28 protein-coding genes and 7 tRNA genes are annotated in these 25,431 nt (G+C 41.5%); 6 read left to right on the top strand and 29 right to left on the bottom strand.

The genetic code is table 11. The features are described 5' to 3' along the window. Window positions 1-67: 67 nt before the first annotated feature. On the top strand, window positions 68-1,117 hold the full coding sequence (locus C9414_RS17555; RefSeq protein WP_107164183.1) for an NAD(P)-dependent alcohol dehydrogenase: 1,050 nt from the start codon (window positions 68-70) through the stop codon (window positions 1,115-1,117). A gap of 228 nt (window positions 1,118-1,345) precedes the next feature. Continuing rightward, on the top strand, window positions 1,346-1,807 hold the full coding sequence (locus C9414_RS17550; protein ID WP_107164182.1) for a CarD family transcriptional regulator: 462 nt from the start codon (window positions 1,346-1,348) through the stop codon (window positions 1,805-1,807). Window positions 1,808-2,077: 270 nt separating this feature from the next. On the opposite strand, the gene cspC is transcribed toward C9414_RS17550, so the two are convergent. Together cspC and C9414_RS17540 are read right to left on the bottom strand one after the other, a co-directional pair. Continuing rightward, the gene (gene cspC / locus C9414_RS17545; protein ID WP_008346765.1) at window positions 2,078-2,281 is read right to left on the bottom strand and encodes a cold shock protein CspC; all 204 of its coding nucleotides are present in this window, start codon (window positions 2,279-2,281) and stop codon (window positions 2,078-2,080) included. A gap of 239 nt (window positions 2,282-2,520) precedes the next feature. Beyond that, window positions 2,521-3,027 carry a GrpB family protein gene (locus tag C9414_RS17540; protein ID WP_107164181.1) on the bottom strand — a complete coding sequence of 169 codons (507 nt, stop codon included), beginning with the start codon at window positions 3,025-3,027 and terminating at the stop codon, window positions 2,521-2,523. Between the two features lie 214 nt (window positions 3,028-3,241). Here C9414_RS17540 and C9414_RS17535 point away from each other — a divergent pair, with 214 nt between their 5' ends. Together C9414_RS17535 and C9414_RS17530 are read left to right on the top strand one after the other, a co-directional pair. Beyond that, window positions 3,242-3,805, top strand: coding sequence for a GNAT family N-acetyltransferase (locus C9414_RS17535; RefSeq protein ID WP_107164180.1), 564 nt, complete (start codon window positions 3,242-3,244; stop codon window positions 3,803-3,805). Between the two features lie 560 nt (window positions 3,806-4,365). Continuing rightward, entirely contained in the window at window positions 4,366-5,190 is an 825-nt protein-coding gene (locus tag C9414_RS17530) for a hypothetical protein (protein WP_107164179.1), read from the top strand. A 168-nt stretch (window positions 5,191-5,358) separates the two neighbouring features. On the opposite strand, the gene C9414_RS17525 is transcribed toward C9414_RS17530, so the two are convergent. The 13 genes from C9414_RS17525 to C9414_RS17465 all read right to left on the bottom strand — a co-directional run bounded on the left by C9414_RS17525 (window position 5,359) and on the right by C9414_RS17465 (window position 13,474). After that, a tRNA-Leu gene (locus C9414_RS17525) sits at window positions 5,359-5,442 on the bottom strand. A gap of 48 nt (window positions 5,443-5,490) precedes the next feature. After that, window positions 5,491-5,573 (bottom strand) — tRNA-Leu (locus tag C9414_RS17520). A gap of 7 nt (window positions 5,574-5,580) precedes the next feature. Then, window positions 5,581-5,656, bottom strand: a tRNA-Lys gene (locus C9414_RS17515). A gap of 31 nt (window positions 5,657-5,687) precedes the next feature. Beyond that, window positions 5,688-5,762, bottom strand: a tRNA-Gln gene (locus C9414_RS17510). Between the two features lie 20 nt (window positions 5,763-5,782). Beyond that, window positions 5,783-5,854 (bottom strand) — tRNA-Glu (locus C9414_RS17505). Between the two features lie 9 nt (window positions 5,855-5,863). Beyond that, window positions 5,864-5,954: transfer RNA gene (locus C9414_RS17500), tRNA-Ser, on the bottom strand. Between the two features lie 4 nt (window positions 5,955-5,958). After that, window positions 5,959-6,033 (bottom strand) — tRNA-Asn (locus C9414_RS17495). A 223-nt stretch (window positions 6,034-6,256) separates the two neighbouring features. Further along, window positions 6,257-8,104 carry a sigma-54-dependent Fis family transcriptional regulator gene (locus C9414_RS17490; RefSeq protein ID WP_107164178.1) on the bottom strand — a complete coding sequence of 616 codons (1,848 nt, stop codon included), beginning with the start codon at window positions 8,102-8,104 and terminating at the stop codon, window positions 6,257-6,259. A gap of 105 nt (window positions 8,105-8,209) precedes the next feature. Then, window positions 8,210-9,589 carry a dihydrolipoyl dehydrogenase gene (gene lpdA / locus C9414_RS17485; protein ID WP_107164205.1) on the bottom strand — a complete coding sequence of 460 codons (1,380 nt, stop codon included), beginning with the start codon at window positions 9,587-9,589 and terminating at the stop codon, window positions 8,210-8,212. Between the two features lie 18 nt (window positions 9,590-9,607). Then, the gene (locus C9414_RS17480; protein WP_106025671.1) at window positions 9,608-10,747 is read right to left on the bottom strand and encodes a dihydrolipoamide acetyltransferase family protein; all 1,140 of its coding nucleotides are present in this window, start codon (window positions 10,745-10,747) and stop codon (window positions 9,608-9,610) included. A 17-nt stretch (window positions 10,748-10,764) separates the two neighbouring features. Then, complete coding sequence (locus C9414_RS17475) at window positions 10,765-11,802, bottom strand: alpha-ketoacid dehydrogenase subunit beta (RefSeq protein ID WP_008346887.1); 1,038 nt, start codon at window positions 11,800-11,802, stop codon at window positions 10,765-10,767. A gap of 20 nt (window positions 11,803-11,822) precedes the next feature. Further along, complete coding sequence (locus C9414_RS17470; RefSeq protein ID WP_107164177.1) at window positions 11,823-12,800, bottom strand: thiamine pyrophosphate-dependent dehydrogenase E1 component subunit alpha; 978 nt, start codon at window positions 12,798-12,800, stop codon at window positions 11,823-11,825. Window positions 12,801-13,000: 200 nt separating this feature from the next. Next, complete coding sequence (locus tag C9414_RS17465; RefSeq protein WP_039176723.1) at window positions 13,001-13,474, bottom strand: SprT family protein; 474 nt, start codon at window positions 13,472-13,474, stop codon at window positions 13,001-13,003. A gap of 99 nt (window positions 13,475-13,573) precedes the next feature. Between C9414_RS17465 and cmpA the strand changes: the two genes are divergently transcribed. Beyond that, window positions 13,574-13,708, top strand: a complete 135-nt coding sequence (gene cmpA, locus C9414_RS17460) for a cortex morphogenetic protein CmpA (protein ID WP_008346893.1) — start codon at window positions 13,574-13,576, stop codon at window positions 13,706-13,708. A gap of 19 nt (window positions 13,709-13,727) precedes the next feature. Here cmpA and C9414_RS17455 read toward each other — a convergent pair whose 3' ends face one another. From C9414_RS17455 to acpS, 14 genes are all read right to left on the bottom strand, one after another. Further along, the gene (locus tag C9414_RS17455) at window positions 13,728-15,887 is read right to left on the bottom strand and encodes a Tex family protein (RefSeq protein WP_107164176.1); all 2,160 of its coding nucleotides are present in this window, start codon (window positions 15,885-15,887) and stop codon (window positions 13,728-13,730) included. 76 nt (window positions 15,888-15,963) lie between these two features. Beyond that, complete coding sequence (locus C9414_RS17450; protein ID WP_039176718.1) at window positions 15,964-16,563, bottom strand: PP2C family serine/threonine-protein phosphatase; 600 nt, start codon at window positions 16,561-16,563, stop codon at window positions 15,964-15,966. Then, a complete protein-coding gene (gene sigB, locus C9414_RS17445; RefSeq protein WP_024427378.1) occupies window positions 16,563-17,351 on the bottom strand; it encodes an RNA polymerase sigma factor SigB in 789 nt (262 codons plus the stop codon). The genes C9414_RS17450 and sigB overlap by 1 nt, the downstream gene beginning before the upstream one ends. Next, complete coding sequence (gene rsbW / locus C9414_RS17440) at window positions 17,317-17,805, bottom strand: anti-sigma B factor RsbW (RefSeq protein ID WP_003214356.1); 489 nt, start codon at window positions 17,803-17,805, stop codon at window positions 17,317-17,319. Before rsbW ends, sigB begins: the two co-directional genes overlap by 35 nt. Beyond that, entirely contained in the window at window positions 17,802-18,131 is a 330-nt protein-coding gene (locus C9414_RS17435) for an anti-sigma factor antagonist (RefSeq protein ID WP_017358393.1), read from the bottom strand. Before C9414_RS17435 ends, rsbW begins: the two co-directional genes overlap by 4 nt. A gap of 59 nt (window positions 18,132-18,190) precedes the next feature. Continuing rightward, complete coding sequence (locus C9414_RS17430) at window positions 18,191-19,198, bottom strand: PP2C family protein-serine/threonine phosphatase (protein WP_047202007.1); 1,008 nt, start codon at window positions 19,196-19,198, stop codon at window positions 18,191-18,193. Between the two features lie 10 nt (window positions 19,199-19,208). Next, complete coding sequence (locus tag C9414_RS17425) at window positions 19,209-19,610, bottom strand: anti-sigma regulatory factor (protein WP_024425390.1); 402 nt, start codon at window positions 19,608-19,610, stop codon at window positions 19,209-19,211. Window positions 19,611-19,612: 2 nt separating this feature from the next. Continuing rightward, window positions 19,613-19,981, bottom strand: a complete 369-nt coding sequence (gene rsbS, locus C9414_RS17420; protein WP_003214235.1) for an RsbT antagonist protein RsbS — start codon at window positions 19,979-19,981, stop codon at window positions 19,613-19,615. Window positions 19,982-19,985: 4 nt separating this feature from the next. Continuing rightward, a complete protein-coding gene (locus tag C9414_RS17415; protein WP_107164175.1) occupies window positions 19,986-20,816 on the bottom strand; it encodes an RsbT co-antagonist protein RsbRA in 831 nt (276 codons plus the stop codon). Between the two features lie 116 nt (window positions 20,817-20,932). Further along, window positions 20,933-21,283, bottom strand: a complete 351-nt coding sequence (gene ndoA / locus C9414_RS17410) for a type II toxin-antitoxin system endoribonuclease NdoA (RefSeq protein WP_024425388.1) — start codon at window positions 21,281-21,283, stop codon at window positions 20,933-20,935. A 4-nt stretch (window positions 21,284-21,287) separates the two neighbouring features. Continuing rightward, on the bottom strand, window positions 21,288-21,569 hold the full coding sequence (locus C9414_RS17405) for a hypothetical protein (protein ID WP_003214273.1): 282 nt from the start codon (window positions 21,567-21,569) through the stop codon (window positions 21,288-21,290). A 294-nt stretch (window positions 21,570-21,863) separates the two neighbouring features. Then, window positions 21,864-23,045 carry an alanine racemase gene (gene alr / locus C9414_RS17400; protein WP_107164174.1) on the bottom strand — a complete coding sequence of 394 codons (1,182 nt, stop codon included), beginning with the start codon at window positions 23,043-23,045 and terminating at the stop codon, window positions 21,864-21,866. A 140-nt stretch (window positions 23,046-23,185) separates the two neighbouring features. Beyond that, the gene (locus C9414_RS17395; RefSeq protein ID WP_087975235.1) at window positions 23,186-24,202 is read right to left on the bottom strand and encodes an outer membrane lipoprotein-sorting protein; all 1,017 of its coding nucleotides are present in this window, start codon (window positions 24,200-24,202) and stop codon (window positions 23,186-23,188) included. A 160-nt stretch (window positions 24,203-24,362) separates the two neighbouring features. Continuing rightward, entirely contained in the window at window positions 24,363-24,728 is a 366-nt protein-coding gene (gene acpS / locus C9414_RS17390; RefSeq protein ID WP_047202005.1) for a holo-ACP synthase, read from the bottom strand. A gap of 95 nt (window positions 24,729-24,823) precedes the next feature. On the opposite strand from acpS, the gene C9414_RS17385 reads away from it, so the two are divergent. Beyond that, on the top strand, window positions 24,824-25,429 hold the full coding sequence (locus tag C9414_RS17385; RefSeq protein ID WP_041089200.1) for a rhomboid family intramembrane serine protease: 606 nt from the start codon (window positions 24,824-24,826) through the stop codon (window positions 25,427-25,429). Window positions 25,430-25,431 lie beyond the last annotated feature (2 nt).

Genomic DNA, 25,431 nt, shown 5'->3' with positions numbered 1-25,431 from the left:
TAGTTCACTTTAAGAAGTACAGTATAGAAGAAAGAATCGAATCTTATTTTTGAAAGGATGATCAAGAATGTGTCAGACGCACCAATCAAATGTTTTAAGTGTTCCACGCGCAAAAGCGAATTTTGAACGGACGACCATTGAACGAAGAGCGCTTCGTCCACATGATATTTTAATTGATATTCAATTTAGCGGGATCTGTCATTCAGATATCCACAGCGCTTTTGATGAATGGGGCGGCGGCATTTTCCCGATGGTTCCGGGTCATGAGATTGCTGGGGTCGTTGCAGCTGTAGGTGATGATGTGACGAAGTTTCAGATCGGAGACCGTGTAGGTGTTGGTTGTTTTGTGGATTCCTGCGGCATTTGTGAATATTGTCAAAATGGAGACGAGCAGTATTGCACAAAAGGGGTCGTCCAAACCTATAACAACCTTGACTATGACGGGAAACCGACTTATGGGGGCTATAGTCAAAAGATTGTCGTGACAGAGCGATTTGTCGTCAGCATTCCTGATCAACTACCTCTTGATGCCGCTAGTCCTCTTCTCTGTGCTGGCATTACCACTTATTCTCCATTAAAACACTGGAAGGCAGGTCCTGGAAAAAAGGTCGCCATTGTCGGAATGGGCGGACTCGGTCATGTCGCCATTCAATTCGCGAGTGCTCTGGGCGCTGATGTGACGGTATTGAGCCGCTCTTTGAATAAAAAAGAAGAAGCACTATCATTTGGCGCAAAAGACTATTTTGCTACAAGTGATCCTGAAACGTTTCAGACACTAGCCGGTCAGTATGACCTCATTCTCAATACGGTCTCTGCCAACATTAATGTGGATGCCTATCTGTCCTTACTCCGTGTAGATGGAACCTTGGTGAACGTCGGTGCACCGCCTAAGCCGGATCAATTCCACGTCTTTTCATTAATTTCCGGCCGTCGCAGCATTGCTGGTTCACTCGTTGGCGGCATCCAAGAAACACAAGAAATGCTCGATTTCGCAGCTGCTCACAACATCGCACCACAAATTGAAGTGATTAACGCGAATCAAGTTGATGAAGCGTATGAACGTGTGCTGAAAAGTGATGTGCGTTACCGGTTTGTGATTGATATTGCTACGTTGTGATTGATATTTGTTTTAAGAGACTAGCCTGATTGGCTGGTCTTTTGTTATGTTTCAACCTTTTCCTTTTACACAGGTGTACGCAATGGACATTTCACAGCAAAAATCCTCTGAAATTCGCACAAAAAATATTGACATAAAAATAAAAAACATGTTATTATTAAAAATTTGGTTATTACACCTTCATTTGTGATACCCTTATAGTAGATACAATTTATGGAGGTGGATGAAATGTTTCAAATTGGTGATAACATTGTTTATCCAATGCACGGAACAGGCATAATTGAAGCCATAGAAGAAAAGAAATTTTCTGCCGAGACAGAAGAGTATTATGTCATTAAGATGTCCGTCAGCCAGATGAAAGTGATGATTCCAACAAAGAAAATGTCTGGGTCAAATATAAGAGCAGTTACGAATATACTTGCCATCAAGAACATTATCCACATTTTTCAGAATGGAACCTCAGATTCATTATTGTCCTGGAAAGAAAGGTATAAAATCAATACAAACAAAATCAAAACAGGCGATATCCAAGAAGGCGCTGAAGTTGTACGTGACCTCTTGCGAATGAAAAAAGAAAAACCACTCAATTCAAGCGAAAAGAAAATGCTGGATGATGCTTATGAGTATTTGATTAGTGAACTGGAAGTCATCGAAGGAATTACCGAAAAACAGATTAAGAGCTTTTCTTAAAAATTTATACCACTTTTTTACTCCCACCTTCTCCCTCATTTGTTGAGCATTCTCTACGAATAGCTCCACGCCCTGTCACTTTGAAAAGAAAAAGAAATTATTTAGGAAAATTCCGCATATTGTCAATCCAGTATGTTATACTAAACTAACCTTTGAAGCATGAAATTTTGACGAATACCTTGTACCATCTCCCTACTTGTACGTTGAGTAGGGTTTTTTCATGCAAAAAAACAGGCTCTCCGTAGAGAACCTGTTTTAAAAGAATGAAGATTAAGCAATTTTTTGAACGTTAGCAGCTTGAGCTCCACGAGAACCTTGCTCTACGTCAAATGATACTTTTTGACCTTCGTCTAAAGATTTGAATCCGTCGCCTTGGATAGCTGAGAAATGTACGAATACATCGTCGCCTTCTTCACGTTCGATAAATCCAAAACCTTTTTCTGCGTTAAACCATTTTACTGTACCTTGTTCCATGATTGTTGCCTCCTCGTGCGTTTACCACACAATGTATTATACTATCCTTGCCCAAAGTACCCTCAAGACGAAAAGTCAATCTTCATACTATCCTTTACGCCGAACAAAAATAATTACTTTTCATTATAGCATGAATCGGTAATAATTGCAATTTGTTGATTAGAAAGAAGAAACTCTTCTTTGCATCGAGTCCCTTTGTGCATAAAATCGTTTTTTTCATCACTTACAGAGAGCTGTATCTAAATTCTTTCTAAAATCGACTTAACAAATTCTGTTTTTCCCTCTGCATATTTGTGTTTGTCATTTTTATTTACACTTGATAGGTTCAGTTTAAGCTGTTGGTACTCACTTCTTGCTAGTTTGTTACTTCTCAGGTAATCTCTAAAATTTATTTGTTCAAGTAGATATCTATTGCCCGTTTGATACATATGGATTTGGTGTGTACGTGGTTCTCCTTTGCTGAAATAGTGTCTTTCAGGCAACACATTGGTTCCTCTATATGAATAACCAAGCCCTTGCAAAGCTGTTACGCACTGTTCTCCGTCAACAAAATGATTGATTTCAATTGCAATATCAATAATTGGCTTTGCACTCAAACCATTTATTGCTGTACTTCCAATATGGTGTACATCCACTATGTATTGACCGATAACTTCTTCAATTTGTTTCTTCTCCATCTCAAATTCTTTGACCCATTCAGCAGACCAAGGGACTAAAAAAACTTCCCCTCTTGGTAATCCAAGCATTTAATCACCCCACTTTACGATTTCGTTGTTTAGTTGGAAATTTGAATACAACTAACAAGAGAACAATCTCAAACAAAAAGTCCACTTACTTAAGATTCTCCTTCATATTCTAAAGAATTGATCAAATATCTGCTACAATAAATTGACAACATATACATTGAACCGCATACTCTTCATACACACTAAAATATAAAATTCCGAGAGGAGAAATCAAATGAATCCTTTGTTGTTAGATATTCCTTTACAGTTAGAAACAGAAAGACTCATTCTTCGATCACCACACCAAACAGGAGACGGGAAAATTGTAAACCAAGCAATAAAGGATTCCTTTCCTGAATTAAAAGAGTGGTTGCCATTTGCTCAAGAACTTCCCACTGTTGAGGAAACAGAGATCAATTTAAGAAATGCTCATATCAATTTTTTAAAGAGGGAAAGTTTCCGTTTTCTTATTTTTGATAAAAACAGCAATAACTTCATTGGAACAACTAGCCTTCAGAGGATTGACTGGACCATTCCTAAATGTGAGATTGGGTACTGGGTAAATACAAAGTTTAGTGGAAATGGATATATGACAGAAGCAGTGGAGAAATTAGCTCACTTCGGATTAAACAATATCAAATTTAGAAGAATTGAAATAAGGTGTGAATCCACAAACCTCAAAAGTCGGGCTATCCCAGAAAAACTTGGCTTTGTATTCGAAGGCACTTTAAGAAATGATGATTTATCCGCAGATGGTAGCAAGCTGACTGACACTTGTTTTTATTCCATAATAAAATGACATTGTACGCTTAAAATAACGGATGCTATTAAAACAAAAAGGCATAACATATTTTATAAAAGTAAGTGGTCAGTTTTGGTTACAAAAAACAACAAGGGACTCACCCCCTTGATATCATTGATGCGGCCGAGAGGACTTGAACCTCTACGGGTTATTCATCCACTAGCCCTCACTCAGAAAAATTTGTAAAACACTTACGAAAAGTTGATTACAGTACAAATAAATAGGGCTATTTATACACACTATTACACTTTCCAAAGAATGTGGCCAATTCATGGACAGCTATAACAGATTGAAATATCTATTTCAATTTATTAAATACAAGTTCATGTTACAGGCCTGCCAAATGAATTCACATAATAAATTTCTATCGTGGGGTCTTTGTAAAAACACATTCGTTTCATAATGACCAACCATTCAACTTTATTAAAGGAACAGTAAAATTAATCATATACTTCTTTCATCATTAAAATTCCTTATCAATTTACAAATTAACATTCTTTTATATTTTTTGGGGAAATTGTATACTTAATTCATAAACTATTGAAAGGATGTATATTTTGTTTGATGCTGTTATTTTTGAAAGAGCTATATTGTTAATAGGTAGCGGAATAATACCTGTTGTTGGCTTGTTCTTATCTTTATCACAAAATCGTCTTAAAAGAGAAAAAGAGTTTCAAGACTCTCAACAACAAAACTATAATTTTATACAAAATGGCTATTATAATGAATTTAATGTAGCTATTCAACACAATCATGCTCAAGAACATTATTATTACCATCAACAAAAAAAAGAAGAATTTAAAGAAAAACAAGCAAAATTAAATTCTCGTGCAAATTTTATAGAGTCTATTATGACTAAAACATTTTTAGTTTTGATTATTATAGTAGCGTTAAATGAAATTTTTTCATCTTTTAAAAAATTCGAATTAAAAGATATTATTAATTATAGTTATATTTTTTGGGATTCTTTCCAAGTTGCAGGAACAATTGTTATTCACGCATCGTTCGGTTTAATTACAGCTGTTTTTCTAAGTTCTCTTTTAACAAAAAATGCTCTAATTCGAAATCTTTTTATAATCTTCTTTACAGCGATAGCAAATTTTAAAACTCTAAATTTTTGGAATAACAACCATATAAACATGAAAATAATTCAAGAAAATGCACAAAAAATTTCTGAACAAGTAACAGTGAATTCAACCATTGATCACTTTATGCCATTTCTTCTAATAATTCATGTTATTACTGCCGTTATCGTTACAACATACATCACTAAGATTCTTTATTTACCAGAAAATAAAAACCTATCAAGAACATTTTCTTTATCTTTAGCGTTTTATATCCTTTTTCCTTTCCTTTATGAACAAGTTCTTGCTTTGCTTTAAACAACTTAATTGAATAATACAAAGTAAAGTGAAACAGAAAAATAATAAAGTTCCTAATTATATAAAAATATCTGTTTTATACAAAAAAATCAACTTACTTAAAATAAGTGGATAGATTTATTTAGATATTATAAAAAAACCAAAGGTCTACAACCTTTGGTTTCTTGATGCGGCCGAGAGGACTTGAACCTCCACGGGTTATTCACCCACTAGGCCCTCAACCTAGCGCGTCTGCCATTCCGCCACGACCGCGTGTATGATGTGCTCATATATTCATAAGTGCACTGTTTGAAAAAACAATGCGGGTGAAGGGACTTGAACCCCCACGTCATAAAGACACTAGATCCTAAGTCTAGCGCGTCTGCCAATTCCGCCACACCCGCGTGACAATGGTGAGCCATGAAGGACTCGAACCTTCGACCCTCTGATTAAAAGTCAGATGCTCTACCAACTGAGCTAATGGCTCATCTGCTATGCAGAAAAACATATATAAAAAATGGCTGGGCTAGCTGGATTCGAACCAACGCATGACGGAGTCAAAGTCCGTTGCCTTACCGCTTGGCTATAGCCCAACGAATCAAAAAACAAAACATGACCCGTACGGGATTCGAACCCGTGTTACCGCCGTGAAAGGGCGGTGTCTTAACCGCTTGACCAACGGGCCATACAATAATGGCGGAGAAGGAGGGATTTGAACCCTCGCGCCGCTTACACGACCTACACCCTTAGCAGGGGCGCCTCTTCAGCCACTTGAGTACTTCTCCATTATGGCTCCGCAGGTAGGACTCGAACCTACGACCGATCGGTTAACAGCCGATAGCTCTACCACTGAGCTACTGCGGAATAATAAGACATGTTTCATTATATCTATGCCAGAAAAATGTGTCAAGAATTTTTAAGTGTTTCATTCCTGTCTCATTAGCGACGGCTTTTATAATTTAACATATACTAATATAACAGTCAAGCCTTTCTTCCTTCCTTTTTGTTTTCTGTTTAGACATGACAGAAAGACCCCGACCTCTAACTGAAAGACCAAGGTCTTCTTGCTGCTGTGATCCCTATGAGTTCATGACAGCTTATACTTCCGCATCCACTTGTAAAAGGTGCTTCTTGGCACCCCTGCCAGCCTCGCTGCTTCTGACACATGACCTTTTGTTTTGTGCAGTGCTTCTATCACTGTTTGCTTTTGAATGCGTTCCCTTAGCGTGAGTTCTTTTGAATTCTCGGTATACTCTGGTAGATGCAGCTTCTGCTTTTTCTGATCCATCGCCTCTAATACCGCCGCATATTGCGATTCACCAATCCATCCTCCTTTAGGAAACAGTACCCTTATATATTCAAACAGATTAAAAAGCTCTCGTATGTTTCCTGGCCAGTGGTACGCTTCTAGCTTACGAAAAAAAGATTCAGGAAATGTCGCATTCCATTGGTGTTTCTTTTGGTAATAGCGATAGAAATCAACAATATCTTCTTTTCTTTCTCTAAGCGGCGGGATGTTGATTGGATAGACATGAAGACGGTAATACAAATCTTCACGTATTTTTCCTTCTTTCAGCAGTTCGTTCATATTCCGGTGTGTCGCTGTTATGATTCTAATATCCAAAGGGATTTCGTGTGTCCCGCCGAGCGGTACGACTTTTCTTTCTTCAATGACCCTAAGAAGCGCCACTTGCATCGCATAAGGGATTTCGCCAATTTCGTCTAAAAAGAGCGTTCCTTTTTGCGCCTGTTCAAATTTCCCCTTTGCTCCATGACGTTTTGCCCCTGTAAAAGCTCCTTCAGCATAACCAAATAGTTCGCTTTCTAATAGGCTTTCTGGTATGGCTCCACAATTAACGGCAATAAACGGTCCTTTATGTCTTTCACTAGCTAAGTGAATTGCTCGAGCGGCCAGTTCTTTCCCTGTACCTGTTTCTCCCCAAATATATACATTTACATCTGTTTGTGCCGCTCGTTTCAATTCGCTGAGTGTCTGCTGAAATACTGTACTTGTTCCAGATTCCCCGGGAAATTGAGGAAAAGAAACGGTGATATGTCTCTTCTCTGCTTCTTCAAGAGAAAAAGCCATCCCAAGCAGCTTTCCGTCTTGTTCTGACTGAATGATCTGCTTGTCCCGTGTAACAAATGTCTCGTCCATAAGCAGTTTAACATCCATTCCGTACCAGTCTGAAAATCGATCTCTAATCGGTTTGCTTGCCGAAACAATCTGCTTTTTCTCATTACAGATAACATACGGCTCGTCCGCTTCCACCTGCTGGAGACAATGACTGACTAGCTCCATCTCTTTCCTTTTTTGCTGGACCTGAATTTCTCTCTCTATAGCATATGCAACTGTTGAAGCCATCCCAAGCATAAAAGGATGCCTTTGATCCGCCATACAGGAGATATCAATGACTCCTATGATCGTGCCGTCTGCATCACGAATAGGGGCCGCTGAACAACTCCAATGGTGGGAAGCGACTGAAAAATGCTCAGTTCCGTTGATCGCTACAGCTTCCCCAATGACCAGTGCCGTTCCAATAGCGTTCGTCCCCACATCGGCTTCGGTCCAGCGCGCGCCCTCCATAAAATTTATTTTTTTCGCTTCTACCAGCGTCCTTTGACTTCCTGTCAAACTCAGCACATAGCCATCTGCATCGATGAGTAAGGCCATCATGTCCGATTCTTTTAATTGCTGACTAATTTTATTTAAGTAAGGAAGAGCGGCATTTAGGAATAATGAGTACTTCTTTTTTTGAATACTGAATAATTCCTTTTCTAACAACGACTGTCCTTTATCTAAATACGGGTTCACATTTGCCTGTTTACATCTGTGCCATGACTCCATCACTCTCTTGTCCAGACGAGACCTATCAAGTAAACCTTCACGAACAAAGCGTTTCCAAGTATTTAAATAACAAGGCGTCGGATTCATTCCATCCTCTCCTCTGGGGGCTTTTTATCCATTATAGATAATTATAAAAGCGCTTTCAATTATTGACTGACCCAGGAAAATTCATTCGGATAAAATGTTTCTCTATCAGCAGTGCACCGCTCGTCCATTTGTTTGCAGCAAGGCTTCGTGTATCGCCTCAGAGAGTGTCGGATGTGCCGCAATAAACTGCTCTAATGTATCAGCTGTTAACTCTGTATGCATCATCACTGCCGCTTGTCCAATCAGTTCTGTGGCATTTGGCCCGATAATGGATACACCTAAAATTTCTTGATATTGCGGTTCGACAATGACCTTTACTTGACCTGCTGGCTGATTTAAAATGAGTGCTTTTCCATTAGCAGAAAAAGCGAATTTCCCTATCCGAATCTCCCCATATTGTTTTCTAGCACTCTCTTCATTTAAACCGACACTCGCGATTTCTGGAGACGTGTAGATGCACCTTGGAATCACTTGTTCATTGACCTTTACATCTTCACCTGATGCATGTGATGCCGCAATCGTTCCTTCATGAAAAGCAGCATGAGCAAGCTGAACACCGCCTGTCACATCACCGCATGCATAGATATGCGGGAGATTGGTTTGCATATGCTCATTGACGCAGATCCCGTTTCTATCAAATTCAATGCCGACCTGTTCAAGATTCAGCTCTCCTAGCCTCGGCTTTCTGCCAATGGCGACTAAACAATGATCGGCCTTGATGTCACAGCGCTCTCCATGTTCCTTCTCAACCACCACTTTTTTTGAGATTGCATCAAGCTGTTTGACTGCTGCTGATGTCAAAATCTCCACACCAGCTTTTTGAAGCTGATCGTGAAGACAGTTAGCGGTATCGTGATCTTCTTCAGGTAAAATGTGTGCTGCCTGTTCAACCATGACAACCTTTGATCCCATTCTGCTAAAGATGCTTGCAAACTCACAGCCGATCACCCCTCCGCCAATGATACAAAGCGAATCTGGTATTGAAGGGAGCGTCATGGCATCCTTACTATCAATGATCCACTCCCTGTCAAATGGGGCGAATGGTAAAGCAGCAGGTTCTGATCCTGAAGCAATAATGATTTGATTTGCTTGAATGATTTCAGATTTCCCTTCACTTTCTATCAATAACTCATGTGCCGAAAGAAATGATGCTTTCCCATTTAACACGGTGATTTTGTTTTTATTCATCAAATAACGAACACCATCAGTCAGCTGCTTGACGACTGACCGCTTTCGCTTTTGAACAGCTTCCCAATGAATGATAGGCTCCTTTTCTGAAAGCTCAATTCCAAAATGTTTTGCTGATTTCACATGCTCGTACATATCGGCGCTTTGCAAAAGGGCTTTCGTTGGAATACAGCCTTCATTCAGGCAGGTCCCTCCTAACAGGCCTTGGTCGATTAATACAACCTCTCTGCCAAAACGGGCGGCTGTTATTGCCGCCACATATCCTGCTGGCCCGCCTCCTATAATGACTAGCGTCATGGTCATTTCACCTTCTTCCTATAAAAGAATGGATACTGGTTTTTCTAAATAGGCTTTAACAGTTGATAAAAATTGTGATGCCGGCGCCCCGTCCAGCACGCGATGGTCAAATGTCAGACTGAGTGGCAGGATCGTCCCTTTACATAATTCATTCCCCTGATAAACAGGCATGTGATCCGCTTTTCCAACGCCAAGAATACCTGCTTCTGGCGGATTCAAAATCGGGGTAAAATGTTCCACACCATAAGCACCTAAGTTAGTGATTGTAAAGGTAGAGCCTTCAATTTCATCGTGGAGAAGTTTGCCTTCACGTGCTTTTTTGCCATACGATTTGATGCTCTTCGCCAGCTCAATAAGTGAAAGCTTTTCCGCATGCCGAATAACCGGCACTGCCAGCCCGTGATCTAAAGCAGCAGCGATTCCAAGATGTACATGCTCAAAAGTTTCGACTCTATCATGTTGATATTGACTGTTCATTGCAGGGTGCTTTTGCAGAGAAAGAATCACTGCTTTGGCTACAAAATCGGTCATGGTTAATTTCATATCGTGTTGTGCTCCAGCTGTTTCGTTCAACTCAGACTGTAAAGCTGTAAGTTTTGTCACATCCGCTTTCATCGTTATTGTTAATTGTGCACTTGTTTGCAGGCTTTCCATCATTCGCGAGGCAATGGTTTTCCGCATCATGCTGGCTGGCTGATGCTTTGTTGGTTCATTATGTTGTTTTTCTTTTTCTTTTTCATCAGGAAGTGCCCGAAGCACATCCGCTTTCGTGATTCTCCCATCTGGACCTGTTCCCACTAGTGTATGAATATCCAAATTAGCACTTTGAGCAATCTTACGTGCAACAGGGGAGATTTTTATTCTCTCTTTCTTTTGTTTTGGCGGCAGGTCTTTTTCTTTCTTTTCCTCGACCTGTTCATTTCCTTCACCGATATAGCAGATGACCGTGCCAGGCGGTACACCTTCTCCCTCAGACACTTTTATATCCAATATGGTTCCTTCTGCAGGTGATTCGATCTCCATTTCAATTTTTTCAGAGTTGATGCTTGCAATGCTTTCTCCTTTATTCACGGTCTCTCCGATCTCTTTATTCCAGACAGATACCGTTCCTTCTTTCATTGACATGCCCAATTTCGGCATCACAACCTCGACAGCCATCTCCCTCTCTCCTTTCTTTAGTTCAAGATCTTGTCATGACTTTTTCCAACCATCTCTAAGACAGTGTTCACAACCTTATCAGGTGTCGGCAAATAGATATCTTCAAGCGGTGGTGAAAATGGGACCGGTGTATGAGGAGCCGTCACTTTTTTGATTGGTGCGTCGAGTAAATCGAATCCTTTATCCGCAACCAGAGAAGAAATATCTGCGGCAATTCCGCATCTTGGATTTGCTTCATCCACAATGACAAGCCGATTTGTTTTCTCTACTGAAGTCAGAATGGCCTCTTCATCGAGCGGCGACAAGCTTCTAGGATCAATCACCTCTGCTTCAATTCCTTGCGCAGCTAATTGCTCTGCTGCTTCGAGTGCTGTATGAACTTGTTTGCCTACTGCAAAAATGGTCACATCTGAGCCTTCTCTTTTCACATCTGCTTTGCCAAGCGGCAACGTGTAATATCGCTCCGGAACATCTCCTGTGATATTGTAAAGCGTTTTGTCTTCAAAAAAGATGACAGGGTCCTGATCCTCGATGGCTGCCAGCAGCAATCCTTTGGCATCGTATGGTGAAGAAGGCACCACCACTTTCAATCCAGGGATGCTTGTAAATAGCGCATACAAGCTTTGCGAATGCTGAGCAGCTGCTCTAAAACCCGCTCCATGTGTCGTTCTGATCGTGATTGGCACCTCTGCTTTTCCGCCAAACATGTATCGAAATTTAGCCCCTTGATTCAGCACTTGATCCAGACAAGTGCCGATAAAATCATTAAACATGAGTTCTGCAATTGGCCTTAGCCCTGTGGAAGCAGCTGCCATGGCCGCACCTACATAGCCAGCTTCACTAATCGGTGTGTCAAGGACTCGCTCACGTCCAAACTCCTGAACGATTCCTTTCGTTACACCGAGCACACCGCCCCATGCTTCATCATCCTGTAAGTGATCTACATGAGCGCCTCCAGCAACATCTTCCCCCATTAAAATGACATCCTCGTCTCTTCTCATGGCAAGTTTAATCGCTTCATTCAATGCACTAGACATGCTGATTTCTCTTGTCATTTTCCTCTCCTCCTTCTGATTTATTGATACGAAACATACACGTCGGTCAATAATTCGGTCTGATCTGGATATTCACTTTCTTCACTGAATTGAACGGCTTCATCTATCGCTTCTGTTACAGTCGTTTCAATATTTGATAGCTCTCCATTCGTCAGCAGCTGCTGCTTGATCAATTCATTTTTAAAAAGAGTGATCGCATCTCTCTCTTCTTGATGTTCTATTTTTTCTTGATTGGTTTTGTAACGCTGGGCATCTCCTTCGAAATGGCCATAATTCCGATATGTCATACATTCAATCAATGTCGGACCTTCTCCATTTTTCGCTCGTTCAATTGCTTGTTCTGCGGCTTGATAAACGGCCATCACATCTTTTCCATCTACTTGAATCCCAGGAATGTCATAACCGGCCGCTCGATCGACGATTGATTTGCAGCTTGAAGCATAGGAAAATGGTGTCGCTTCTCCGTACCCATTGTTTTCTGCGATGAAAATGACGGGCAGTTTCCAGATGGCCGCGAGATTGATTCCTTCGTGGAAAGTCCCTTGATTGTTTGCACCATCTCCAAAAAAGCAAACGCTTACATTTTCTGTCTTTTTATATTTGGCTGTGAGGGCTGCCCCGCACGCAAGAGGAAAGCCGCCTCCAACAATTCCGTTGGCACCAAGCATTCCTTTATCAAAATCTGCAATGTGCATGGATCCGCCTTTGCCTTTACAAAGACCTGTGGCTTTTCCATAGATTTCTGCCATCATTCCTTTTAGATCACAGCCCTTCGCTATACAATGGCCGTGGCCGCGGTGGGTACTTGTAATACTGTCTTTTTCATTCAGATGTGCACAGACTCCTACGGCAACAGCTTCTTCGCCAGCATAAAGATGGACAAACCCTGGCAAGATTCCTTTTGTAAAAAGCGCGTGTACTCGATCTTCAAATTGGCGGATTTCCTGCATTTTTTGATACATCCATATGGCTTTTTCTTTAGTCAATGCCTTTTCCATTTGGTAAAACCTCCTATCCTTTTTTGCTTGCACTTCTATACAAGCAAAAATCGTGCCAACATGAAGATACTTGAACACTTTGGCTTTGACCGAATCACACCGATGAAAAAAGAGACAAAATGAGACATGCGTCTCTTTTTGTCTCCATATGTCCACACATCTAATCGAATAAAAAAAGCACCCCCTTAGAGGAATGCTTATCACAATGAATCGGTTGTGCTCTGCCACTTTAATTTCCCTTTGCAGACGCCGCATACATAACGAGAGGTATCAAACCGTCTTTTTCTGATAAAAGACCGGCCGCATCCTGTGCAAATGTATTCATGGCGTTTCCCCGCACGTCGCTTCTTTTGTAAGGTCTTAAGCGGTGTACAAAAACGCGGGGCTTCTACTTGTTTTAATAACTCTTTAAAATCACGGTCGCGATGCTGATAGCCTTTTCCCTCAAGATGCAGATGATAATGACACAGCTCATGCTTGATGATCCCAATTAATTCTTCTCGACCATGCTCCTCTAGGTATCGGCGGTTCAGTTCGATATTGTGTGTACCAAGTAAATATCGCCCGCCTGTCGTTTTTAACCGGTCATTAAAAACAGCCTGATGGCGGAATGTCTTGCCAAAGAACTGCTGGGAAATGTGCTCTGTTAACTGCTGTAACTCTCTCTCGTTCAATCAAGATCGTTCCTTTCTATAAAAACCTCGAACGGGACAATTTCCCCTATGCATACATTGAAGATACACCCACTGTTTCGATCAAAGGAGGAATGGGCGATGCCCAACTGGCTGAAAAATCAGATGCAGAAGGCATTTTATGAGAAAAATCATTATCAAATCAAATTGCTGAATCAATGCTGGTACTTCTATAGAAAAAAACATTCAGTCACATCAAGGCACACCCCATCCTAAGGTGCGCCTCGTTTTTTGTTTACTCTGGTTTCAACATGGAGAGGGCGACGCGGCCTTTTGCCTGGTCAACGGAGTCCACCCAGACGGTCACAATGTCACCAACTGATACAACGTCAAGCGGATGCTTCACAAAACGATTGCTTAGTTTGGAAATATGCACAAGCCCATCCTGCTTTACGCCAATATCAACGAATGCGCCGAAGTCTACGACGTTTCTTACCGTACCTTGCAGCTCCATTCCTTGCTTCAAGTCTTCCAATTTCAATACATCTGTTTTGAGCAGCGGTTTTGGTACTTCATCCCGCGGATCACGCTCAGGTCTTGTAAGCTGATCGATGATATCTTGAAGTGTAATTGTCCCAATATCTAGCTGTTCTGCTGCTTCGTCCAGTTTCACTTCAGCAATTTTCTCTTTTAACTGCTCTGTGCCAAGATCGTCTGGCGTCATGTTGATCATGCGTAAAAACTGTTTTGTTTCTTTATAGCTCTCTGGGTGAATGCCTGTACGGTCAAGCGGATCTTGTCCGTCTGTAATACGCAAGAAACCGATACACTGCTCATATGTTTTAGCACCGAGCCTTGGAATATCCTTCAATTCTTTTCTGCTTGTGAATCTCCCAATCTCTTCGCGTCTTTTGATGATATTCCCAGCGACGGCTTTTGAAAGGCCTGATACATATTGCAGCAGCGCCTGTGAGGCGGTATTGACGTTTACACCAACTTGGTTGACGACTGTCTCAACGACAAAGGTTAACGAGCTGTTTAATTGCTTCTGGCTGACGTCATGCTGGTATTGGCCCACACCAACAGACTTCGGATCAATTTTCACGAGCTCTGCTAAAGGATCTTGTAATCTTCTAGCGATTGAGATGGCGCTTCGTTCTTCGACTTGCAGATCTGGAAACTCTTCTCGCGCAAGTGCAGATGCGGAGTATACACTTGCTCCTGCTTCATTCACGATTAAATAGGACACCGGTTGATCCAGCTCTTGAATCAAGTCTGCAATGAATTGTTCGGTCTCTCTTGAGGCTGTTCCGTTTCCAATCGCAATGACTTCAATGTTCGATGATTGAATGATCTCTTTGACTTTTTGTTTCGCTTCCGCTTTTTTCTGCACGGGCGGATGCGGGTAAATAACGCCAATATGATGGACTTTGCCCGTATCATCCACGACGGCTAATTTACAGCCTGTCCGAAATGCGGGATCGACTCCAAGTACACGCTTCCCTTTCATCGGCGGTTGAAGCAGCAGTTTTCTTAAGTTTTCAGCAAAAATATGAATCGCTTGTTCCTCTGCCTTTTCTGTCAGCTCTTTTCGTATTTCTCGTTCGATGGAAGGCTGTATGAGGCGTTTATAGGCATCATCTATTGCCGCTTCAATAAACGGTCTCGCCGTCGTCTGTTTGCCTTTTAGAACTTGTTTGTCGAGATAGAAGCGAATATTTTCAGCAGGTGGTTCGATGGCTGCCTTTAAAATGCCTTCTTTCTCTCCGCGGTTGACCGCTAATATACGGTGCGGGACAATCTTTTTGATTGGCTCTTGATAATCGTAATACATTTCATAGACGTTTTTCTCATCGCTTTCGACGTCTTTTCCTGATGTGACCAGACTGCCCTTTTGGTACGTTTCACTACGAATCCATTTTCGCATATCGGGATCATCTGCCAGCTGTTCAGCAATGATGTGCTGCGCACCCTCAAGTGCCTCTTCTACATTCGTCACTTCTTTTTCTTCATTCATAAAAGCAGCTGCCTTCTTCTCGATCTGATCGCTTGGCAGCGTGAGTAAATATTCCGCTAGCGGCTCCAGCCCTTTTGCTTTGGCTACATTCGCCTTTGTTTTGCGCTTTTGTTTGAATGGCCGGTATAAATCTTCGACCTCTTGCAGTTTATGAGCTTGTTCAATTTTCTGTTTTAATTCATCGGTTAGTTTGTCTTGTTCAGCAATTAAGCGAATGACTTCTTCTTTTCGATTCATGACATTTTGGATATATGTATAGCGCTCTGAAATGGTTTGGATTTGCACCTCATCCAGTGAGCCTGTCTGCTCTTTCCGATAACGGGCAATAAACGGGACGGTGTTGCCATCCTCTAAAAGCTTGATCACACTTTCAATTTGTTTCGTTGAAAGCTTTAATTCTGTCGCAATTTGTTTCAATAAAAAGTCAGATGTCTTCATACTTTGCATCCTCTCACTGTGTCTTCTCTTTTAGTGTATCAAAAAAACCGGCAAAACAGAAAAAAGGTCAGCTATTTTACGTGAGCTGACCAAGTACATAGGTGAGATCGTCCTTTTTGTCTTGTGTGTATGTTTCAAGCTGTTTGGCGATGTCTTCAACTGAATGTCCATGCTTTAAACACATGCGCATGTTTGGCACATTCAGTCCGTCTGAATACATAATGAATATCGATCCTTTTTCGTAGGAATAGGTGTATGTTTTATATTTTCTAGGTTTGCCTGATAAGTATCCTGATGTCGGAAGTGGATAAATATAGTCGCCAGAAGGTGCATTCAAGATAAAACGAATATTACCAACCGAACAATAGGTAAATTGCTGCTGGGAAAAATTCACCTTTAAGATCGCAGCTGTGGCACCGCGTTTATTTTTCATGGCCTGATTGCATCTGTCGATGAGGGTCGCCACATCCTCATGTCCATATTCTTCGACAATTTCGCTGACTAAAGAAGATGATTCATTGGCGTACTGGCCGCTGCCTAATCCGTCTGCTACAGCACAAATTAGTTCTTCATCATCTGCTTTAATAAAAAAACTGTCCCCGCAGCATGGTTTTCCTTCTTTATTCGATTGATAGATAATGGCGTTTACATGCTCATGCTGTTCAATCTGTTTCATTACCCTAGCTCCATAGACGCATCTTCTGATAATGCATCTCGCAGTTTTTTCACTGCCTTCCGCTGCAGTCTCGATACATGCATTTGGGATATGCCAAGTAAATCGCCTGTCTCTTTCTGACTCTTATTTTGCAAGTAAGTCAGATTGATAATCTCTTTTTCTCTATCCGACAGCACATGAAGCACACTCTCAAGCATCATTTTTTGGTTCACACGTTCGTAGCCTTCTTCCTGTGAGCCGACAACGTCTAAAATCGTCACAGTACTTCCTTCAGAATCAGCCTCTACGCCTTGGTCAACAGACAGTGCTTGATAGCTTTTGCCCATCTCCATGGTTTCAAGTACTTCTTCTTCTGTTACATCTAGGTATTCTGCAATTTCTTGGACTTTAGGTGATTTCTGTGTCTCTGTTGTCAAATGATCGACTGCCATTTTGATTCTTGGTCCAAGCTCTTTGATCCGCCTTGGTACATGGACACTCCATGTCTTATCTCGTAAAAAGCGTTTGATTTCCCCGATGATGGTTGGAATAGCAAAGGCTTCAAATGATTTACCAACGAGCGGGTCGTATCGTTTAATGGCGCCAAGTAAACCAATCATTCCAACTTGTCTGAGGTCCTCATGAAAGCTTTTTCCTTTAGAATATTTTTTCGCCAGCATATCAACCAAGTTTGTATAGCATTCGACCAGCGTGAGCTGCGCCTGCTCGTCTTGATTGGTTTGATAGCTTTGGATGAGGCGATCTACTTCATCTTTAGTTAGTTTCATAGTTTTGGATGGTTGTGTCATGGTCAACTCGCTCCCTGTTTAAAAACTTTGTCATCGCCACGGTAACTCCGGAGTTTGCTTGCACCTCGACTTCATCCATCAATGTTTGCATTAAGTATAAACCAAGACCTCCTTCTGCCAATTGATCCACCGTATGAGCAGATGTGTACGGTCCCAAGTCTTCCTGTTTTTGCTTAAAGTCAAAGCTACCGCCTTTGTCAGCGACAATGATTTCTAGACGATCCTCGTAGACAAGAAAGCGAACAGCTACCTCTCCATCTTCGCCGTTTTCACCTTTGTAGGCATGCTGAACTGCATTTGTGCAGGCCTCACTGACGGCAATCTTTAAGTCTTCAATCTCTTCATAGGCATAGCCCATTCGGCTCGCTACACCTGAAAGAGTCAAACGAATGATGCCTACATATTCTGGTTTTGCCGGTATTTTCATCTCGATTAGATCTACTGATTCGTTCATTGTACCCCACCCTCTGACTTTGCAGAAATGTCAATGATGTCCTTTAATCCAGTGATTTCAAACAACCTTACAAGCCGTTCTGACAAGTTCTCAAGCTTTAATGTTCCACCTGCTTTTTGAGCCGCTTTAAACAGCCCAACGAATACACCTAAACCTGTACTATCCATATACGTAACGTCCTTTAGACAGATTTCAAGATGCTCTCCCGCCTCTGCTTTAGGCATGAGCGTTTCTCTTAGCTGAGGAGCGGAGTACACATCGATTTCTCCGCTGACACTGATTTTCGTTTTTTGATCTATTTGATGCTCTTTTACAGACATATTCATTATGCATTCACCTCGAAATTCTTGTTTCCTAAAGTTTTATATACCCGCATGTTCACTTTCTAAACCTTTCTTTTGAGAACAAGTAATGTAAAGTCATCGTGCAGCTGAAAATCCTGCAGTTTGAGTAAGCTGGCGTAGATGGCATCCACCATTTCTTGAGCTGAGTAGGATAGGTGCTCTGATATGAGTGCTTTGATGTCCTCCCGCTCTAGGAAACCCTCCTCTGACTTGGATTCTGTGACCCCATCAGAGAATAAGATCACCATGTCTCCTATGTCTAAATGCTTCTCATACTGTCTGTAATCAAAGTCTGGTGCAATCCCAAGGACAAGCCCTTTCGCTTCTAAATCGTAAAATTTGTCCTCTTTTTTGCAATAGAAAAAGCCCGGCTCATGACCAGCCGATGCATATTTAAACTCATGCGTTTCTTTATTATAGCTGCCATAGAACATTGTGATAAACATACTTGGATCTACGTTTTGCTCGACAACACGATTCAGGGTTTTCAGCACCTTTGTTGGGCCGCTCCCTGACTCTGGTAAGGAATCCATCGCATATTTAATCATCGACATACAGAGCGCAGCCGGGATTCCCTTTCCAATGACATCTGCGATCGCGATATTGATTGTATCGTGATCCGTTACAAAGTGGTAATAATCTCCACTCATCTGTTTTGCCGGTACACTAATCGCACCAATATCAAAGGTATCTCCTTCTGGAATTTTCGTTTCCAGAAGGGTTTGCTGAACATTTGCAGCAATTTCGATTTCAGATTTTATTTCTTGCTGGATGCCTCTGAGTGTTAAATGTTCTTGGTAGGCAAGTCCGTACCCAATCATGACTTCAATTAAGAAGTCTAGTGAATGAAAAACATCTTCCGGCAAATCAGGGTAAAGCTCCTGAATCACTTTTCGGTGAACACTCACTATTTCTTCAGGAGGTATTTGATGCTCAATGGTTTTACGGCTAAATTTTTGAGCTTGATAAAGCGATGTTTCAGTTAAATCACTGATATAACGACTGAGCAGCTGATGGTACCGCTGCTCCATTACCTCCTTAAAATCCATGGTTTCCCTCCTAGCGAAGCCACTTAACAGCTTGTATCTCCGTTCCTTGTTCTGGTGCAGAGTCTAATTTAAATTCATCCATCAGTCTTCTGACACCCGGAAGACCTGCTCCGAGTCCGCCTGATGTTGAAAATCCGTCTTCCATTACTTTACGTATATCCATGATACCCGGCCCCTCATCGGCTGCGATGACTTTGAGTCCACGCTTTCCGCGCTCCATCACTTCGTCTATACAAATCTGACCTTTACCAGCGTATAAATAGATGTTTCGAGCTAATTCTGAAATGGCCGTCGTAATTCTTGCTTGGTCAACTGTTCCAAATCCAAGTTCTTTTGCAACATTGCGCCCCAATTGTCTTGCTGCGACTATGTCCCATTCCGTCAATATTCTTACACAGGATTGGTCTTTCATATCTATTCCCCCAATTCCCGCTTCAGTGTCTCAAGCCCTTGTTCAAGATCTAGTGCTGTCTGAATTTCTTCAAGCGATATTCCAAGTTCAATCAGCGTCACAGCGACTGCCGGCTGTATTCCTGTTAATACAACTTTTGCCCCCATGAGCTTGGACATCGTGATGACATCGCCTAATACCTTTGCAATAAAGGAATCAATCATGTCGACGGATGTGAGGTCAATGACAACACCGTTTGCTCCTGTTTCATGAATTTTATTCAGCAAGTCTTCTTGAAAGTGGAGAGCCGTCTGATCATCAAGCTCCCACTGTATTGAAATCAGAAGACAGTTATATAGTTTTAAGATTGGAATCTTCGGGTGATTTCTCACTAGGTTATCCCTCCAATGAAACAATTTTTCGATTTGTCATTTCCAAAGCAGTTTGAATTCCTTTTTGAAGGGTATTCTTTGTTGTAACTTGCGATAAATCAATTCCAAGGTTCACAATGGTTTGGGCTATTTCTGGGCGAATACCGACAAGCAAACACTTCGCACCTACTAATCTCACAGCCTCAGACGCTTGAATGATATGGTGGGCTACCATTGTGTCAACGACAGGGACACCTGTAATATCAATTAAGACGACCTGTGAGCGATGTTTGACGACACCATTGAGAAGATTCTCCATAATTTTTTTCGCACGATCTGTATCAATTGTTCCAACAAGCGGCATGACGGTGATGTGCTCAAATACAGGGATCAGCGGGGCTGAAAGTTCCTGCAGCGCAATTTTTTGAAGGTTGACTGTTTTCTCCCATGAGATGGAATACTGGTTTAAGATCTCGTTATGAATTGGTGTGATGAATTGGTCGATTTGCCAGATGAGGTCATGACTTTCTTCTGTTGTATCTTTGTCATCGTTCATTTTTTGATATAAATGTGTACGGATTTCAGTTAGACCATTTGCCAGTAACTTAAGTGATATACCCATTTGAACAATGTTTAAAGCAAGAGTTTGCACTTTTTCTTCAAAATCCTCATTATACCCCTCTGAAAGAGATGTAATGATCAGTTGAACATATTCCGAACAGATGGTTTCATACATTTTGTCGTTCAGCATCATGTCCGTTTCTTTTTCTCCGAGTCGTCTAAAAATGTCCGTCCACTCTTTTTGTAATTCCTCTTGATACTCCCTTGCGAAAGCTAACACGATATGATTCGACATGTTTTACCCCCTACGTACATAAACAGCACTTCTTTTATTCTTTCTTCATTATAACGTTAATAAAAATTGAACACAAAAAAAAGTTGCTCTCAAGAGAGCAACCAAATCTCACCATATTAAAAATCAATAAGAGCCAAACTAACTTGTAAGGCTTCATCAACCTTCTCCATCATCTCATCATCAAGATGTGTGATTTTATCTGTCAATCTTTGTTTATCGATTGTACGAATCTGCTCCAAGAGAATGACAGAATCTCGTTCAAAGCCGTAGCGCTTTGCATCAATTTCGACGTGAGTCGGTAATTTCGCTTTTTGTATTTGGGCTGTTATGGCTGCAACGATAGCAGTCGGGCTGAAGCGATTTCCAATGTCATTTTGAATCACCAATACTGGGCGAACCCCGCCCTGCTCGGAGCCAACAACAGGAGATAAATCAGCAAAGTAAACATCACCGCGTTTAACAATCAAATGTTTAACCCCCGCTGACTAATCGCTCAACTGTATTCTCAGCCTCAAATTCTGCGTATTGTGCCTCTGAAGAGATATTCAGATTAATTTTCGCCATCTCCATGTAGCCGCGTCTCATCGATTCACGATTTTGTCGAATATTACGTTCACGAATATACGTTTTTGTCGCTCGGTAGATCAATTCATTTCTTGTTACCTTATCCTGCTCTGCTACTCGTTCGATTTCAGACATCAAAGCCTCCGGTAGTCGAATCTTCATTTCGTTTGTTGCGCTGGATTCAGACAAAAAACATACACCTCCACAAAACTTACGGATACCGTTTCGATCCATTCCAAGACTAATCATACCATTATTCAATGCGCAAGCAAAGCTGTTTTTTCATGATTTCTTATTAGAACATGAAGCGGCTGTTCACCCGTAAATCAAAGATGATAATGGAGTTCCTCTTTCACATTATACGCTTTTTTCCGAAAATCATACGGTATTTCCAAAATCTCTAAAAAAGGGAGAATGTTTACGCCTTCTTTGTAGAATAAAAAGGAACGATGTCAGTTTGACGATCGTTCCTGTGAAAGCTGTTTAGAAAAAGCTTGGCCCGCCTTGAAGCAGCGGATTCCGCACATGTACCCTTTTGCCGTCCTCTATATATACTCTTGGAACGCGGTGTCCAATGGAGCATGTGACTTCATAGTTAATGGTTTCAAGCCTTTTTGCAATTTCATCGACTGATACCATTTCTTCACCTTGTCCACCAATCAAAACGACTGGCTCCCCTACTGGAAGGTTCTCTTTCAGTTCAACCATGAATTGATCCATACATACCCTTCCGGCAATCTTCCGGCGCTTTCCGCCAACAAGTACTTCCGTACCTGCCAGCTTCCGAATCCACCCGTCTGCATAGCCGACTGGTACCGTACCGATCCACGTATCTTGATTAGCTGTATACGTCGCCCCATAGCTGACACTCTCACCCTTTTGAATGAGCTTTACATGGGCAAGCTTTGTATGAAGCGACATGGCTTCTTCCAGCTTGAAAGGAAGTTCACCTTTGATTTCCTCTGACGGTGACAGCCCGTACATACTGATGCCGAAGCGAACCATATTAAACAACACTTCTTTAAACCTTAATCCTGCTGCACTATTGGCACAATGAACAAGCAGTTTTTCCGTATGAAGCGGCTGAAGCAAGGTTTGAAAGGTGTCGACCTGCCGATCAAAATAGTTCTCATCCTTTTCATCCGCGGTCGCAAAGTGAGTAAATACTCCTTCCAGCTGTAAATAAGAATGCTCTCTGACAAGCTTCTTTACTTCATTCACTTGCTCTAACGTTTTCACACCTAAACGGTTCATTCCGCTGTCTATTTTCAAATGAAAACGAATGGGTTGTCCCATCTGTCCTTTCACCATATCGACGACTTCCCTCAGCCATCTGGTGGAGTAAGCGGTCATAATTACATTGTATCGAACAGCGGTTTTGACATACTCCGGCGGTACTGCGCCGAGTATAAGAATCGGTGCTTTGATACCTTTATTTCTTAAAGAAATGGCCTCATCTAAAAAGGCTACAGCTAACAAGTCTGCACCTGCTTTGAGGGCAGCTCTTGCCACTTCTATATCTCCATGTCCATATGCATTGGCTTTCACAACAGCCATCAGTTGAACATTTTGACCGATATGATCTTTCATATGTGAAACATTGTGCTTGATTGCTGTTAAATTAATTTCTGCCCATGTGTCTCTATAAAAGGCATTTGTGTCCATCAGTCACACTTCCCTATTGAATGATTCAATCCCCTCATATGATACTAAAAATCAAGAATAATGTGAAACAAATCAAAGAAAATCAGCCCTTGCACAGGGCTGATGCTTTATTTATTAGGCTTTCGGCCTGAGAACCTCATTTATTTAGCTGACTGGCCTTCTACACTCTTTGCGACCATCAACAGCTCTTCTTTCGATAGATCACTTGAGGAAATTAAGTAGTCAACTCCGTCAGATGTCCATGAGAGGGATTGATCTGTCAGAACCCCTACTGTCATACCAAGATCGACCGGCTCGCCGTTCATCGTGACAGGCGTAGATGCTTCAGCTACTCTCGCTTTTTCTTGGATGAGTGTGAAGGATTTCTTGCCGCCGTACGTAATCACATAACGCTTCCCAGCATCTGTCGTCATTTCTTTCTCTTCCATCTTCTTCACGCCTTCTGGCATATCAACTGGTGTTTTCACCGCAAAGCTGTCAGATGGGTCTGCACTTGTGGCAACATCCATTTGAGAGAGCGTCATGTTTTTCTTCTCATCAAATGCATCTTTGTCAAAGGATTTATTGAATTCAAAGTGAGAGAATTCCACTTTCACCATTGGCTTTTTGTCGCTATCCAGCACTTTTACACTGGCAGGCGCCATTGTTTTCTTATGAAAGGTAATCTCTTGGGTAGGCAGCATTTGATTGTGCTGATAATTGGTCTTCGTTTCGAATACATACTTTGACTCTTTCGCTTTGAACTGAGCTGCACTGTCATTCTTAATGTCCTTCACGAGTGATTCGAATAAATAGACTTGACTGCTATTATTCGGCCAATCGCTATGGAAACGGAAGCTCTTGTTCAATGAAGGTGTCAGCACAAACACACCATTGCCGTTTCTTAAAATGACTTGACTCTGATCCTTTTTCGGATTTTCTAAATAGACACGGTAAAGCTCCGGCTTTTTGTACCAAATTTCTACCTGGTACTCCTGCGGGTCATTTCCTGTCTCAATGGTCATTTTTGCTTTGGCTTTGTATGATGTCATTTCCTCTGCCTTTTTGTTTAAATCTCCAACGATATCCTGCTGAGATTTTTGACCGCATGCGGAGAGAATCAGTACAAAAAGGATTCCCGTTACAAGCAAAACAAAGCTTTTTCTCACCCTTTTCAACCCCTTCGTTAATTGTGTTAAAAGGAAGAAACCGCTTGTTTGACTTTAACAGTACGCCTCAAAAGTTAACTGCGTACCGCGAACCATCAAAGCCTGTTAGCAACTCGCCCTTCCTTATCGCACTACCCAATATATGAAGGGGGGACAAACAATATGCAGACTAGCTTGACAACCTTTCAATTAAAACTTGTGCAGCAGCATATTCCTTTGTATGAGTAATGGACACATGAACCTGATCTCCCTCCGCTTTCTCGCTTTTGATGAAGGGTTTTCCATTATCGTCTTTTTGAATGTCTATGTCATGAAAGCTTAAATGCTGACCGATTCCGGTTCCGTATGCTTTAGCGAAAGCTTCCTTTGCCGCAAAACGTCCTGCCAAAAATTCCAGCTGTCTTTTTTCACTGAGTGTACGAAAGACATCCTGTTCACTTAAAGTCAAAATGCGTTCTGGTAAACGGGGCTGTCTGCTGAGCACTCGCGATAGCCGGTCAATCTCTACAATATCAATGCCTATTCCTTTGATCATGAGGTACCTCCTATGATACTCGTACTAATTTGAGTGTTCGCTTCATAAACGTGTTACTATAAACTTACCAATATCTAGTCAAAAAGGGGTTTGTTATGTTTATTCGAACGGAGAGCTTTCAACAATTTATTAGATCGTATCCAATCGTAACAGCGATCCTTGCTTTACAAATCGGCCTGTGGCTTATATTTGCGATTCCTATCCCTATTATACAGCTTGGACAAGATCATCTCGTCGGTTTCAACTATGGTGTAGCGGCTGGGGAATGGTGGCGGCTCGTCACACCTATTTTTCTCCACGGAAGTCTCACGCATATTTTATTTAATTCTATGTCCCTTTTCTTATTCGCCCCAGCGCTTGAACATTTGCTCGGGAAGGTTCGATTTTTAATCATTTATCTTGGTGCAGGGTTCATTGGCAATCTCGGGACCTATTGGGTGGAGCCTTTAGAGTATGTACACGTTGGCGCTTCTGGTGCGATCTTTGGTTTATTTGGGGTGTATCTATACCTTGTCCTATTTAAACCGCACATGATGGACCGCGGCAATTCACAAGTGATTTTAACGATTCTGGCTGTTTCTGTCATCATGACCTTCGTCAATTCGAACATCAATATCATGGCTCACTTATTTGGATTGATCGGCGGTATGATTCTAGCACCTATTACGCTGTTCTTCCATTCGAAAAAAAGACGCTATTAACC

It is taken from the genome of Bacillus sp. Nf3, assembly GCF_003028545.1.
GTDB lineage: Bacteria > Bacillota > Bacilli > Bacillales > Bacillaceae > Bacillus > Bacillus safensis.
This window is presented reverse-complemented; position numbering and strand designations above follow the sequence as displayed.